Source organism: Streptomyces yaizuensis (assembly GCF_034961445.1).
GTDB lineage: Bacteria > Actinomycetota > Actinomycetes > Streptomycetales > Streptomycetaceae > Streptomyces > Streptomyces yaizuensis.
In genome coordinates, this window is record NZ_BSBI01000002.1 from 443915 (window position 1) to 458153 (window position 14239).

The 14239-nt window shown below is 74.1% G+C and carries 7 protein-coding genes, 2 tRNA genes and 1 pseudogene; 8 read left to right on the plus strand and 2 right to left on the minus strand.

The features are described from left to right. Nucleotides 1-40: 40 nt before the first annotated feature. From SYYSPA8_RS05715 to SYYSPA8_RS05725, 3 genes are all read left to right on the plus strand, one after another. Nucleotides 41-113 (plus strand) — tRNA-Ala (locus SYYSPA8_RS05715). 269 nt (nucleotides 114-382) lie between these two features. Further along, nucleotides 383-616, plus strand: a complete 234-nt coding sequence (locus SYYSPA8_RS05720) for a hypothetical protein (protein WP_040916346.1) — start codon at nucleotides 383-385, stop codon at nucleotides 614-616. A 234-nt stretch (nucleotides 617-850) separates the two neighbouring features. Next, nucleotides 851-923, plus strand: a tRNA-Ala gene (locus tag SYYSPA8_RS05725). Nucleotides 924-1032: 109 nt separating this feature from the next. Here SYYSPA8_RS05725 and SYYSPA8_RS05730 read toward each other — a convergent pair. Both SYYSPA8_RS05730 and SYYSPA8_RS05735 read right to left on the minus strand, forming a co-directional pair. After that, the gene (locus SYYSPA8_RS05730; protein ID WP_323445838.1) at nucleotides 1033-2631 is read right to left on the minus strand and encodes a ferredoxin; all 1599 of its coding nucleotides are present in this window, start codon (nucleotides 2629-2631) and stop codon (nucleotides 1033-1035) included. Next, nucleotides 2628-3995, minus strand: a complete 1368-nt coding sequence (locus SYYSPA8_RS05735; protein WP_323445839.1) for a hypothetical protein — start codon at nucleotides 3993-3995, stop codon at nucleotides 2628-2630. The genes SYYSPA8_RS05730 and SYYSPA8_RS05735 overlap by 4 nt, the downstream gene beginning before the upstream one ends. Before the next feature lie 598 nt (nucleotides 3996-4593). Between SYYSPA8_RS05735 and leuS the strand changes: the two genes are divergently transcribed. The 5 genes and pseudogenes from leuS to SYYSPA8_RS05760 all read left to right on the plus strand — a co-directional run. Then, complete coding sequence (gene leuS / locus SYYSPA8_RS05740) at nucleotides 4594-7464, plus strand: leucine--tRNA ligase (protein ID WP_323445840.1); 2871 nt, start codon at nucleotides 4594-4596, stop codon at nucleotides 7462-7464. A gap of 261 nt (nucleotides 7465-7725) precedes the next feature. After that, entirely contained in the window at nucleotides 7726-8481 is a 756-nt protein-coding gene (locus SYYSPA8_RS05745) for a hypothetical protein (RefSeq protein ID WP_323445841.1), read from the plus strand. Between the two features lie 208 nt (nucleotides 8482-8689). Beyond that, a complete protein-coding gene (locus tag SYYSPA8_RS05750; RefSeq protein WP_323445842.1) occupies nucleotides 8690-9535 on the plus strand; it encodes a DegV family protein in 846 nt (281 codons plus the stop codon). A gap of 676 nt (nucleotides 9536-10211) precedes the next feature. Then, complete coding sequence (locus tag SYYSPA8_RS05755) at nucleotides 10212-10838, plus strand: ComEA family DNA-binding protein (protein WP_323446322.1); 627 nt, start codon at nucleotides 10212-10214, stop codon at nucleotides 10836-10838. 1016 nt (nucleotides 10839-11854) lie between these two features. Beyond that, nucleotides 11855-14191: pseudogene (locus SYYSPA8_RS05760) on the plus strand (ComEC/Rec2 family competence protein); the annotation flags it as partial. Between the last annotated feature and the right edge of the window lie 48 nt (nucleotides 14192-14239).

A 14239-nucleotide genomic window follows, 5' to 3' on the forward strand; every position in this document is an offset into this window, starting at 1 on the left:
AAGTTCTTCTTGTTCGCAGCGCGGAGCGCGAAGAACACAAGGGGCTATAGCTCAGTTGGTAGAGCGCTTGCATGGCATGCAAGAGGTCAGGAGTTCAATTCTCCTTAGCTCCACAGAACACATCACCCGGATCCCGTCCTCGAAAGAGGGCGGGGTTTCGTGTTTAAAGGGTCGATCTCGTGTCAATGCCGCTGACCCGGAGCGTCTGCCGTGGCAGAATCGGACGGCCGGACCGGACCGCCGGCCAGAACGGGAGGAGGGCGCGATGACAGTCCTCCTGAGCTGCCCGTCCTGCGGCTCGGTGCATGTCGCCCAGGTCCTCGGCGACAATGGCGGGGTTTCTTACGTGTGCACGTCCTGCGGTCACAGCTGGAGCTGAGTGATGGGGGCACACAGGCGTAAGTGCGACTGGTGCGGCAGCGGTACGCCCATCGTCCGTGACATGGATCCGATCAACCCCGAGTACCAGTACTGGTGCGAGGAGTGCGCGCGGGCGCTGATCATAAAAGGCGACCCGATCGAGACGTACCGGGAGCTGGAGGGTGAGCCGATCTACGGCCGCCTCCTGGACGAGCACTGCACCCTCAAACGCTTCTACTCCTTCGCCACCGCCTGAGCCGGCGGGTCCGGCGCCCAGGGCGACGGTGGGCGGGTCCCGGGCTGGGCCACCGACCCCTCGGCCCCCCTCGCAGATGGCTGCATTCCGGACATCTCGCGGGTGTGGGGCAGGCCCTCAGGAGTGGCTCCACCGCAGGTCCGGAAACGGATTTGGTGAAGCACGGGGGGCAGGGTTAATGTTGTCCACGTCGCCGCAACGGAGAGAACAGCCGGGGCGGAGGACATCTCGCAAGGGGCTATAGCTCAGTTGGTAGAGCGCTTGCATGGCATGCAAGAGGTCAGGAGTTCAATTCTCCTTAGCTCCACAGGAAGAAGGCGGCGGTTCACCCGATCAGGTGAACCGCCGCCTTCGTCTGTCCGGGAGGCAGACGGGCCGGTAGACGGCTGGCGGGCGTGGGCCGTCCTGCCGGGCCGTCAGCCCCGCCCGCTGCCCAGCGCCCGGCGGCTGAAGACCGGCAGCTCGGCCCGGCGCGGCCGGGGGACGCCGTCCTGCGCCCCCGCTGTCCGCTCGATCCGCATCGCCAGCGCGGGACACCTCCGTACCGCCCGCTGCGCCTTGCCCTGTAAATGGGTCGGCACCACCGCGTCGGCCACCGAGGGAAAGCCGTCGGGGTTGATCCGGATCAGCTCCGGGACGACGTCCGCGCAGAGCCCGTGGCCCTGGCAGAGCGTCCAGTCGATGAGGATCTTCTCCCCGCTCGGGATCGACTCCTGTGCCTCCTGGTAGCCGGGCAGCGGCAACGGCAGCACCCCGGTCGTCTCCCGTCCGCAGCTCCCGTGCAGCACATGGGCGGCCAGGTCGTCCGTGAACGCGGAGAGGGTGGACGCGAAGAAGCGCGCCGAACCGTCGGGGTGCTTGCAGGCGCCCCTGCCCCGTACGGCGCGGGTGACCTCGCGCAGGGCCTCCAGCGCCGCCGGGCCGCCGCCGTTGATCACATCGGCCAGGCCGCCCGCCGCGGCCGGCAGGCCCAGGCGGCACGGCCCGCACTGCCCGGCGGTCTCCGCCGCGAGCCAGTCGGCCACCCGCAGCGCCTCGCCCAGGGGACAGGTCTCCGGTCCGATCGGCAGGATCGCGCCCGCGCCGAGCGCGCCACCGACGGCGGCCAGCGACTCGCGGGAAACCATCGAATCGTGGGCACCGGACGCGTCGATCCAGTTGCCGTGGTAGCCGCCGGTGAGCACGCCCTGGGGTACCGGCGGGGCGCCGGCGAGTTCGAGGACGTACCGCAGCGGGACCCCGGTCGGAACCTCCAGCACCATCGGACGGGCCACCGCGCCGGAGAGCGTCAGAAGGACGGTGCCCGGCTCGGCGGCCGTCCCGGTGTTGCGGTAGCGGCGCGGCCCGATCCGGGCGGCAACGGCCAGCTGCGCAAACGTTTCCGCATTGGAGAGGAGTGTCGGTGCTCCGCCCACGCCCGACTCCGCCGCCCGCTCCCTGCGGCCCGGTGGCAGCGCCGGACCGCCGTTGATCGCGCGGATCACCGACGACGCCTCGCCGGAGACCATCCGTTCGGGGGTGCGGACCACCCGGGCGCGCAGCGGCTGCCCGCGGCGGTCGGACAGGCCTCGCTCGGCGAGCGCCGCCCGTATCGAGATCTCGGTGGAGTTCCGGGTCACCGCGATCACCAGGGTGCGCGCGCCGAGGGCCTCCGCCGCGAGCAGCGCGCCGTCCAGGATCAGCTGCGGTGCCCGGTTGAGCAGCACGGTGTCCTTGCGGCAGGCGGGTTCCCCCTCGCTGCCGTTGACCACGACGACGGGCCGCACCCCGCGCCGGACGGCGGCCTTGGCCACGGCGCGCAGCTTCTGCCCGAAGGGGAATCCGGCTCCGCCCCGGCCGCGCAGGGATATCTCCTCGGCGATGGCGGCGAGCCGTTCGCCGGTGCAGGGGGCGAGCGGCCCGTGGACCTTGAGGTGCATCGCGAGGTCGAGCCGTTCGACCAGGTCGAACCCCTGGGTGAGCTGGGGGAGGCCGACGACGCGGACCTCGGGGACGTCGGGGAGGGGGAGGTTCACTGTCGTTCTCCTGCGGTCGTGTCCCAGGGCTCTTGGGCCGGGGGCGGGAAGAGCGGCCCGGGAGCCGTCCGGTCGCCAAAGGGGACGGGGCCGTCCGTGGTGGCGGACGGTGCCCGGTACGGGGGCTGTGGCGACGGCGCCGGCCGCACCTGCGTGCCGGGGACGGTTTGCCGCTCGGCAGCTGCTTCCCGGTCCGCCCTCCGCTCCGTCGTTTCCCGGTCCGTCCTCCGCCGTACGGCCGGAATGTCCCCGGCCACCGGAATGCGTTCGGTCGGCGCCTCACCCGGCGGAACGGCCGGCGACGGCGCACCGGCGCGGGATACCGCCCGGTATGCCGCCCACATGCCTGTCCCCCCGGGCGCGGACGACCGGCCCGCCGTGGCGTGCGACGGTGGCGGAGCCTCGTAGAGCCGGGGTGCCGGTGCGGAGAGCCGGGGCTGCTCCCGCGCTGTCTCCAGTGGGGCGGAAGGAGGCGGTCCGGCGCCTGGCCGGGGCCACGGGGGAGCGCCACCGAGCCGGTCGATCCACAGCGGGTCCGCAGACCGTGACGGATCCGCCAGAGTGGCCGGATCCGTCGCACCGCCCGCCCGCGCCGACTCCGCCGCGCCGGGCAGCAGGGAGACCACCGAGTCGCGGACGGCGGCGTTCCCGGTCCGTAATCCGCCACCCTGTCCGAAGGCTGCGGTGACGCGGTCCGCGATGCGCCTCCGTACCGGCCGGGGCAGCAGCCGCAGCGACAGGGCGGCGGACACCCCCAGCAGCGCCAGGCAGTACAGCGTGACCACCCAGGTGTCCGCCGGGCGCCCCGCGAACAGGCCGTGCATCAGCGCGAAGCACCACGCCGGGTACGCGAGCATGTGCAGCGCCCGCCAGCGCCCGGCGGCCCTGCTGTGGCCCGCCAGAGCACTGCGCAGCGCGCCCGTGGCCCCCGCCACGACCATGAGGAGCCCGGCCAGCGACCCGAAGCCGATCAGCCCGGCGGTGCCGGTGGTCCCGAGGCCGAACGGAATCAGCGCCCCGACCGCGCCGACGTGCCCCAGGGAGACCTTCACGGTCGCGTGGAGCAGCAGAAGGCCCAGGGCGGCCGTCGCCGTGACCCGGTGGACCGCCTGTGCGAGCAGCCGCTGCCGTGGGCTGAGCAGCAGCCGGTCACCGGCGACGAGCCCCCAGGCGACGGACGCCGTCAGCGAGACCAGGGAGAGGACCCCGGTGGTGAAGTCGAGCGCGGCGCGGAGGCCGTCGCCGCCGCCCACGGCGACCAGCGGGGCGATCACGCAGCCCGCCACGGTGAGGCCGCCCTGCACGGGGCGGCTCAGTCCGCCGGCGGGCGCGGCGGGTGTCCGGCTCTTTCGGTGGGGGTTCATCGGCGACTCCGAGGGTGCGGGAAATGCGGTCCCGGTCGACGCATGCTAGGTCCGCGCATACCGACCGGTACGGCGTTTGCGTCTTTAGGTCGCGGGAGCGCGGTAAAGCGCCGTACGGGATGCCCCGGATGCAGGCGATATGCGGGGCGTGCGGGGGGAGTTGGTGGCGTACGACACAGGGGTGGGCTTCTGCTCCGCTGTCCTCGGCCGGGGTGTGCGGGGGTGTGCGGGGGTGTGCCGGGGGCGGTGCGGCGTGCGCGGGGGGTGCGTGGCGGAAGCCCCGGGTCCGTTCCGGGTGTCCGCCGACAGCGCCGAAGGGCCCGACCGGCCGTCCGCAGCCGCCGCCGGCGGGCGGTTTTCGTGCGCCCCGGTGCAGCGCCGCCCGCAGGCCGGTCCCGCGCGGCGGAAAGTCGCCCTGCGGTACCCTGACGCCATGCGTGCCGTACGCCTTCTGCTTAGCGAGCCGCGCTGATCAGTCCCGGCGGATGAAAGGTCCGGCCGGAATCAGCGCGGCGTCCCCTCCTGTGTGAGGGGTCCTTTTGTTTGTGGGCCATGCCGCTGACCGCTGGCAGAGACGATCGATGGAGCCTTAAGGATCATGAGCGAGACGAATTCCGCTGCTTCCGCTGCCGAGGTGGCCGCGCCCCACCGCTACACGGCCGCGCTGGCCGCCGAGATCGAGGCACGCTGGCAGGACTTCTGGGACGCCGACGGCACCTACGAGGCGCCGAACCCGAGCGGCGATCTCGCCGGGGACCCGGCCGTGGTCGCCCGCCCCAAGAAGTTCATCATGGACATGTTCCCGTATCCCTCGGGCGCCGGCCTGCACGTCGGCCACCCCCTGGGCTACATCGCCACCGACGTCTACGCCCGTCACCAGCGCATGACCGGCCACAACGTGCTGCACACGCTGGGCTTTGACGCCTTCGGCCTGCCCGCCGAGCAGCACGCCGTCGCCACCGGAGTGCACCCCCGGGTGTCCACCGAGGACGCCATGGCGAACATGAAGCGCCAGCTCCGCCGTCTGGGCCTGGGCCACGACCAGCGCCGCTCGATCGCCACGATCGACCCCGCGTACTACAAGTGGACCCAGTGGATCTTCCTCCAGATCTTCAACTCCTGGTACGACGACACGGCGGGCCGGGCGCGGCCGGTCACGGAGCTGGTGGCGCAGTTCGAGAGCGGTGAACGGGCCGTTCCGGGCGTCGGCGGACGTGCGTGGAGCGAGCTGGACGCGGCCGAGCGCGCCGAGGTGCTGGGCGGCTACCGCCTGGCGTACGCGTCGGACGCGCCCGTCAACTGGTGCCCCGGCCTGGGCACGGTGCTCGCCAACGAGGAGGTCACCGCCGACGGCCGCTCCGAGCGCGGCAACTTCCCGGTCTTCAAGGCCAAACTGCGCCAGTGGAACATGCGGATCACCGCCTACGCCGACCGGCTGCTGGCCGACCTGGACGCCCTGGACTGGCCCGAGGCCATCAAGCTCCAGCAGCGCAACTGGATCGGCCGCTCCGAGGGCGCGCGCGTCGACTTCACCGTCGACGGCCGCGAGGACGCCCGGATCACGGTCTTCACCACCCGCCCCGACACCCTGTTCGGCGCGACGTACATGGTCCTGGCGCCCGAGCACGGCCTGATCGACTCGATTCTGCCCGCCGAGTGGCCCCAGGGCGTGCGCGAGGCGTGGACCGGCGGTGCCGCGACCCCGGCCGAGGCGGTCGCCGCGTACCGCAAGCAGGCCCAGACCAAGAGCGACGTCGAGCGTCAGACCGAGCACAAGAACAAGACGGGCGTCTTCACCGGCGCGTACGCCGTCAACCCGGTCACGGGCACCCGGATCCCCGTCTTCGTCGCCGACTACGTCCTGATGGGCTACGGCACCGGCGCGATCATGGCCGTACCCGGCCAGGACGAGCGCGACTGGGAGTTCGCCGAGGCGTTCGAGCTGCCGATCATCCGCACCGTCCAGCCGCCGGCGGGCTGGGAGGGCGAGGCCTTCACCGGCCAGGGCCCCGCCATCAACTCCGCCAACGACGAGATCTCCCTGGACGGCCTGGCCGTCACCGAGGCCAAGTCCCGGATCATCGAGTGGCTGACCGCGCGCGGCATCGGCGAGGGCACGATCAACTACCGCCTGCGCGACTGGCTGTTCAGCCGGCAGCGGTACTGGGGCGAGCCGTTCCCGATCGTCTACGACGAGGACGGCGTCGCACACGCCCTGCCGGAGTCGATGCTGCCGCTGGAGCTGCCGGAGGTCGACGACTACTCCCCGCGCACCTTCGACCCGGACGACGCGGACAGCCGCCCCGAGACCCCGCTCTCCCGCAACGACGAGTGGGTCCACGTCACCCTCGACCTGGGCGACGGCCCCCGCGCGTACCGCCGCGAGACCAACACCATGCCCAACTGGGCCGGATCCTGCTGGTACGAGCTGCGCTACCTGGACCCGCACAACAGCGAGCAGCTGGTCGACCCGGGCGTCGAGCAGTACTGGATGGGCCCCCGCGAGGGCATGCCGCACGGCGGTGTCGACCTGTACGTGGGCGGCGCCGAGCACGCCGTACTGCACCTGCTGTACGCCCGTTTCTGGTCCAAGGTGCTCTTCGACCTCGGGCACATCTCCTCCCCGGAGCCGTTCCACAAGCTCTTCAACCAGGGCATGATCCAGGCGTACGTCTACCGGGACGAGCGCGGCTTCCCGGTGCCCGCCACCGAGGTGGAGGAGCGCGAGGACGGCACGTTCGTGTACGCGGGCGAGCCGGTCAAGCGCGAGCTGGGCAAGATGGGCAAGTCCCTGAAGAACGCCGTCACCCCGGACGAGATCGCCGCCGAGTACGGTGCGGACACGCTGCGCCTGTACGAGATGGCGATGGGCCCCCTGGACGTCTCCCGGCCGTGGGACACGCGCGCCGTCGTCGGCCAGTACCGGCTGCTCCAGCGCCTGTGGCGGAACATTGTCGACGAGTCGACCGGTGAGGTCACCGTCGTTGACGGCGAGCCCGACGAGGCCACGCTGCGCGCCCTGCACAAGGCGATCGACGGCGTCGGCACGGATCTGGCGGCGCTGCGCTTCAACACGGCGATCGCCAAGATCACCGAGCTGAACAACCACCTGACCAAGGCGGGCGGGCCGCTGGCCCGGAGCGTGGCCGAGGCGCTAGTGCTGCTGATCGCCCCGCTGGCCCCGCACGTCGCCGAGGAGCTGTGGCGCCGGCTGGGCCGCACGGGCTCCGTGGTGCACCAGGACTTCCCGGTCGCCGACCCGGCGTATGTCGTGGACGAGTCCGTCACCTGCGTGGTGCAGGTCAAGGGCAAGATCAAGGCACGCCTTGAGGTCGCTCCGTCGATCTCGGAGAAGGAGCTGGAGGAGCTGGCGCTGGCCGATCCGGGGGTCGTCGCGGCCTTGGGCGGAGCGGGCATCCGCAAGGTGATCGTGCGCGCGCCGAAGCTGGTCAACATCGTTCCGGCATAGCGGTTTCACGCCACTGCGCCGCCCGCGCTGTCGGGCGGCGCAGTGGCGGTCCGTCCGGCACGGTGACGGGTGCTTCGGGGGTTCTCCGGAGGCCGCCATCCGGTGCGCCGACGGGCACCCGGAGCGCCCTCAGGGTCTCCCCTACGGGCAGGTTGGGGGTTCCGATGGAACCCTCGGCCTGCCTGCTCCGTTTACCGTGGAGGGAAACGCACTGTCGGTGAACTCCGTCCGGCCAGTGCAGCCGACGCCGAAGGGGCGCCAATGGAAGCCGTGATCTCGATACTGGCGCTGCTGTTCATCGCCATGGTCGTGCTGGGTGTGTACGCGACGTCCAAGGCGGTCAAGGCGGCCAAGCGGGGTGTGGAGCGCACCGTCACGCAGGCGCGGCGCACCGTCGAGGACACCACGCTGCGGGCCAAGAGCTATGGGCAGGGCGGCGCGGCGGCCGAGCTGGCCCAGCTGCGGCTGAAGCTGCGGACCTCGATGCGGGCCACGCAGGACGCGCTCCAGGCGGGCGCCGAGCAGGACGCCTCGCTCTCCGAGTCCCTCGTGCTCTTCGAGCGGTTGAGCGCGCACGGACACGAGCTGGACGACGAGCTGAAGCGTCTGGAGCGGGAGCCCGACCGGGCCTCCGTCTCCTCCCGGCTGCCCGTGCTGCGGGAGCGCATCGAGCGGATCACGCACTCGGCGGAGTCCCTGCGCTGGGCGGCGCGGGACCGGGCCCGCCGGTTCGCCGACGACGAGCTGGACCTGCTCAGCGAGCAGATCGACATGGAGGCGGGCGCGCTGCGGCACTGGGCGGACCCGGAGAGCGACCCGGACCTGGTGGGGGGCGCCCCGGCCGAGGCCGCGCGCCCCGGGCAGGAGCGGACCGCCGATCCGGCGGCCGGCGGCGCGGACCGGGAGACTCCCGCGCCGGGCGGGGCGGAGACCCCGGCCATCACCGCACGGGATCCGCAGCAGCGGATGAAGTACTCCTGGGAGAAGAAGACCACCCGCCCGGAGACCACGAACTGACCGGAGAGCACGAACCGGACGGACTGACCGGCCTGTGGGGGCCGGGTCAGCCGTGTACGGGCGGGTCGTGGGCGGACCGGTGGCATGGCGGCCGCCCGGGGGAGCGGGGCGCGGCACGGTGACGGACATCGTCGGTGGGCCGCAGGGGCAGGGATCGGGACGGGGAGCGGACTGCCGCCCGGAGCCCGGGACCGGTAACCTCCCGCTCATGTCCCGCCATGTCGCGATCGTCACCGATTCCACGGCCTATCTGCCGCAACCGGCGATGGACCGCCACGGCATCGAGGCGGTGCCCCTGACCGTCGTCCTCGGTGACGAGGCACTGGAGGACGGTACGGAGGTGTCGGCCCGCTCGCTGGCGCAGGCGCTCCAGCGGCGGCGGCCGGTGACGACCTCCCGGCCGAGCCCCGAGACCTTCGCCGCTGTGTACCGGGCGCGCGCCGAGGAGGGAGCCACCGGGATCGTCTCGCTGCATCTGTCGGCGGAGATCTCCGGCACCTACGACGCCGCCGTGCTGGCCGCCAAGGACGCCCCCGTTCCGGTGCGCGTCGTCGACACCGGGATGGTCGCGATGGCCCTCGGCTTCTGTGCCCTGGCGGCGGCCGAGACCGTCGAATCCGGCGGGAGCCTGGACGAGGCGGTCGCGGCCGCCGAGAAGCGCGCCGCCAACACCTCCGCCTACTTCTATGTGGACACCCTGGAGCATCTGCGGCGCGGTGGCCGGATCGGGGCCGCGCGGGCGCTGCTCGGATCGGCGCTCGCCGTCAAGCCGCTGCTGCAACTGGACAACGGCCGGATCGAATTGCTGGAGAAGGTCCGTACCGCTTCCAAGGCGATCGCCCGGCTGGAGGAAATCGCCGTCGAACGGGCCGGCACGAGCGCGGTGGACATTGCCGTGCACCATCTCGCAGCGGCCGAACGGGCGGAGGCCCTGGCCGAGCGGTTGCGCGAGCGGGTTCCCGGCCTGGTCGACCTGCATGTCAGCGAAGTGGGCGCGGTGATCGGGGCGCACACGGGGCCCGGGCTCCTCGGGGCCGTGATCTCGCCGCGCTGACCGGGAGGCCCTGCTCTTCCCCCGGGCCGCGTCGGCCCGGGCTGGGGAGCCGGGCCGCTCGGGGCGCCACCGGGTGCAATCCGGGGAGGAACGCGGTGCCGGGGCGCACGGCCCGGCCCGGCGGGAGTCCGAGGTCGTGCCACGGGCCGGAACGCGCCGGAACGGGCTGTGGGAACTCCTCGCGCCGACACGGTTTTCACCCGCACGAGTGACCGGGTTATCCACAACGGGGCAGTTGTCCACGGAAATCAGCTCGGCTCAGCGGGTTCGGGTGGATGTGCCTACCGTCCTGTCCATGGCTCTTCGATCACGTTCCGCGACCAGCGGGCCGGGCCGTGCCCCGGCCTCCGACAGCCGCGTCCGCACCCGGTACGGGGCGGGCACGGGACCCGGCAGGGTCCGCTTACCGGCCCGGCCGTCGCCGCGCGTACGCGGGAGACACCGGCCGGTCGCTCCGGCCGCCAGGACGGTCCGATATCCCGCCGGCCACCCCGCCGGCGCGGCACCACGGCAATCCGCCGATCACGCCGTGCGACACGCGGCGGCCGTCTCCCGGGACAGGGAGGGGAGCCCGGCACTCCACCCGGGCATGCCCCCGGGCGCGGATCCGGGACCGCCTCCGCAGGAGGGCGCCGGGCGCCGATGGGTCTCCCTCGGGGAGCGGGCGGCCTTGTGGGTGCGCATCCGCTGCGGGCTCGCGCCCAGGACGCTCGCCGCCCTGGCCGTCGTCCTGGCGGTCGCCGTGGCCCTCGCCGCCCACCACTTCCTGGCCGGCCGGCCCGAGGCGGTGCGCGCCCCGGAGACCGTGCGCCACGACCCGGCGGGCCCCGGGCCCCGGCCGGTGCCACCCCCGGCAGGGAAGGCCGGGGGCCGGGTCGTCATCGACATCAGCGGCAAGGTGCGAAAGCCGGGGGTGCGGCGGCTGCCCACGGGCTCCCGGGTCGCCGACGCCCTGGCCGCAGCCGGGGGCGCGGTCCGGGGCGCCGATCTGACCGGCCTCAACCGGGCCCGGGTCCTGACCGACGGCGAGCACATCGTGGTGGGTGTCAGCGCGCCCCCGCAGCCGCCCGGCGGTGCGCCGGCCGGGGTGCAGGGCGAGATCCGGCCGCCGGGACAGCTGAGCCTCAGCACGGCCACGGCGGACCAGCTCGACGCCCTGCCCGGGGTCGGCCCGGTCCTCGCGCGGCACATCATCGACCACCGCACCCGGCTCGGCGGATTCCGCTCCGTCGACCAGCTCCGCGATGTGCGGGGGATCGGCGACCGCCGGTTCGCGGACCTCCGGCAGCTGGTCCGTCCATGACGGCGGCACACCCCGGCGTGCGCCCGGAGAAGCCGCACGGCTCCTCCGCGCACTCTCCGGAGCCGGTGGATCCCCACGAGGAAGGCCCACCCGATCTGCGGCTGGTGCCCCCGGCCCTGGCCGCGTGGCTCGCATCCGCCCTCGCCGTGACCGCCCCGGGCCAGTGGACGACAGGCGCCGCCGCGCTCTGCGCCGCCCTGGCGCTCCTCCTTCTCCTGGCCGCCCCGGCGGCGAGGGTGGTACGCCACCGCCGGGCGCCGTGCGAGGTGGTGACACTTCGTCACCAGGGGTCGGCGCGCGAGCCCGACGGCGTGCCGGCCGCCACCGGGGTACGGGGGAGTGCCCGAAGGTCTCCACCGGGGGCCACCAGGCCGGGCGGGCCCGAAGGGGCCGGTCGGTACCCCGAGTCGCGAGGGCCGGCCGGGCGCGACCGCCCGGATGAGCGGAGAGGGGCGGGAGGACGGGTCCGGTCCGATGGGTCCGGTGAGATCGACAGGAACCACGGGAACCACGGGAACCACGGGAATCATGAGACGGCCGAACCGGATGGGCGGGAGGAGTCCGGCAGGCCGGGAGGGGCGAGCGAGCCCGACGGGCGGCCGCACCTGTGCGGCGGGGCGGACAGGGTAGCTGCGCCCGGTGTGCTCGATGAGGCTGATGGACCCCATGGGCTGGGCGGCGCGGACAGGCGGATCGGTCTCGACGGACAGGACCGACGGAGCGGACGGAGCGGATGGAACGGGTGGAACGCGCGGGACCGGTCAGGTGCAGCGGATGGTTCGGCGAGGCAGAAAGGGCCGTGGGCGCCGAGGGCGCCGCAGGCATCGCAGCCGCGGGCATCGAAGCCGCAGGGGCGGAGGACACCCGGCGGACGGGAAGGGGGCCGGGCTGATGGGCCGGCCGGGGAGGACCGGACCGGTGGGCCGGAAAGGGCGGAGCAGGCCGACAGGCCGGAAGGGACGGACCGGGCCGGCGGCCGGGGAGAGGGGCGACGGGAGGGATCGCGGACACGGGCTGTGGGACGGGCGGGCCCCGGCCAGACCGTGGCGCTCGCGGCCGTGCTGCTCTGCGCCGCTGCCGGAGCCGTCACCGGCGGCCTGTACGGAGACGACCTGCGCCGGGGGCCGGTGCCCCCGCTCGCCGAGCGGTACGCACACGCCACCCTGGAACTGACGATCACCTCCGATGTCCGGCTCACCACCCCGGGGATGACCGGGGACCGGTCGGCCCCGGGCATCCTCCTCTTCGACGCCGAGGCGACGCGGGTCGCGACGGCGGACGGCACGGCCACCCGGATCCGGACCCCGATACGGGTCGTGGTCCGGCCGGAGACACCCCGGACCTCGCCGGAGCGGTGGCAGCGGCTGCTGCCCTCGACCCGGCTCCGGCTGACGGGCCGGCTCGCCCCGCCCGCGCACGGCGGCGACCGGTACGCCGCCGAGCTGAGGGTGCGGGACGGCGCCCCCGAGATCACCGGGCTGCCGACCACCGTGCAGCGCGCCGCGGGAAAGCTGCGCGCGGGCCTGCGCGACGCGTCGGAAGGACTCGCACCGGACGCCCGCGCACTGCTCCCCGGGCTGGTCGTCGGCGACACCTCCCGGATCACCCCGGAGCTGCGGGAAGCCTTCCAGGCCACGGACCTCACCCATGTGCTCGCCGTCTCCGGGAGCAACCTCTCGATCGTGCTGATCCTGCTGATCGGGCCACCGGGCCGAGCAGGGCGGGCGGAGCGGGGCGGCCTCGCACCCCGGCTGGGCATCAGCCTGCGGGGCACCGCCCTCCTCGGCGGTGCCCTGACCCTGGCCTTCGTGATCGTGTGCAGGCCCGAGCCCAGCGTGCTGAGGGCGGCGGCCTGCGGCGCGATCACCCTCCTCGCCATCGGCACCGGACGGCGCAGATCGCTGCTGCCCGCGCTGGCCGCCGCCGTCCTGCTGCTGGTCCTCTTCCAGCCCGGCCTCTCCCGGAGCCCCGGCTTCCTGCTCTCCGTGCTGGCCACCGGTGCGCTGCTCACCGTCGCTCCCGGCTGGAGCGCCGCCATGCGGCGCCGGGGTGTGCCCCCGAGGCTCGCCGAGGTCCTGGCGGCCGCCGGGGCCGCGCAGCTGGTGTGCGCGCCCGTCGTCGCGGTCCTCGTGGGCCGGGTCAGCCTGGTGGCGGTCCCGTGCAATCTGATCGCCGAGCTGGCGATCGCCCCCGCGACCGTCCTCGGCTTCGCCGCGCTCGCCGCCGCCCCGGTGGCGATGCCCTTGGCGGAGCTGCTGGCCTGGGCGGCGGGGTGGCCCGCCGGCTGGGTCGCCGCGGTGGCCCGTTCCGGGGCCTCCTTGCCCGGCGCCCAGCTCGACTGGCCCGACGGCGGGTCCGGCGGGCTGCTCCTCGCCGCCGTGTCCGTGCCGCTGCTCCTCGCGTTGCGGGTGCTGGTCCGCCACCCCTGGACGGCGGCGGGCTGCGCGCTGCTGCTCCTGCTCGTCGTGGTCCGCCCGGCCCCGCTGACCCGGGTCGTCACCGGCTGGCCGCCGCCCGGCTGGGCGTTCGCCATGTGCGACGTCGGGCAGGGGGACGCCGCCGTGCTGGCAGCCGGGGACGGCACGGGCAGGGCCGTCGTGGTGGACGCCGGGCCCGACCCGGAGCCCGTGGACCGCTGTCTGCGGGAGCTGGGGGTCACCCGCATCCCGCTGGTCGTCCTGACCCATTTCCACGCGGACCACATCCGGGGCCTGCCCGGGGTGCTCCGGGGCCGGCAGGTGGGCGCCGTGCAGACGACGACGCTGGACGAGCCGCCCGAGCAGAGTGCGTTCGTCCGCAGAACGGTCGCGCGGGCGGGAGTGCCCCTGGTCCGGGCCGTGCCGGGCGAGCGCCGCAGGCTGGGGCGGCTCGACTGGCGGATCCTCTGGCCCGCCGCGCGGCCCGCCGCACCGCCCGGGGGACCGGCCGGAGGTCCGGCAGCCGGCCCGGCTCCCGGTGAGGTTCCCGCCCCGGTGGGCGGATACGGCGGGGAGCCGCCGGTCGAGCCCAACGACGCCAGCGTGACCCTGCTCGTACGCGTCGGCGGCGGCCCCACCCTGCTGCTGCCGGGAGATCTCGAACCACCCGCACAGCGCGGGCTGCTGCTGGCCCACCCGGCACTGCCCCGGGTGGATGTGCTGAAGGTCGCCCACCACGGCTCAGCGCATCAGCATCCCGGGCTGCCGCAGGCCGTGCGCCCCCGGATGGCCCTGATCTCCTCCGGCCGGGACAACCTCTACGGGCACCCCGCCCCGGCGACCGAGGCGGCGCTGAGGGCCGGGGGAGCGCTGGTGCTCCGCACGGACCGGCACGGGCCGATCGCGGTCACCGGGACGGGCCCGGGGCTGCGGGCGCATGTCCGCCGGGGCGACCCGCGCGCGGACCGGAGCCGTCGGAACGCC

Bases quoted from the DNA above. Each gene is read 5' to 3' on its own strand.
- leuS (WP_323445840.1), top strand. From the start codon at position 4,594: ATGAGCGAGACGAATTCCGCTGCTTCCGCTGCCGAGGTGGCCGCGCCC.
- SYYSPA8_RS05735 (WP_323445839.1), bottom strand. From the start codon at position 3,995: ATGAACCCCCACCGAAAGAGCCGGACACCCGCCGCGCCCGCCGGCGGA.
- SYYSPA8_RS05720 (WP_040916346.1), top strand. From the start codon at position 383: ATGGGGGCACACAGGCGTAAGTGCGACTGGTGCGGCAGCGGTACGCCC.
- SYYSPA8_RS05750 (WP_323445842.1), top strand. From the start codon at position 8,690: ATGTCCCGCCATGTCGCGATCGTCACCGATTCCACGGCCTATCTGCCG.
- SYYSPA8_RS05745 (WP_323445841.1), top strand. From the start codon at position 7,726: ATGGAAGCCGTGATCTCGATACTGGCGCTGCTGTTCATCGCCATGGTC.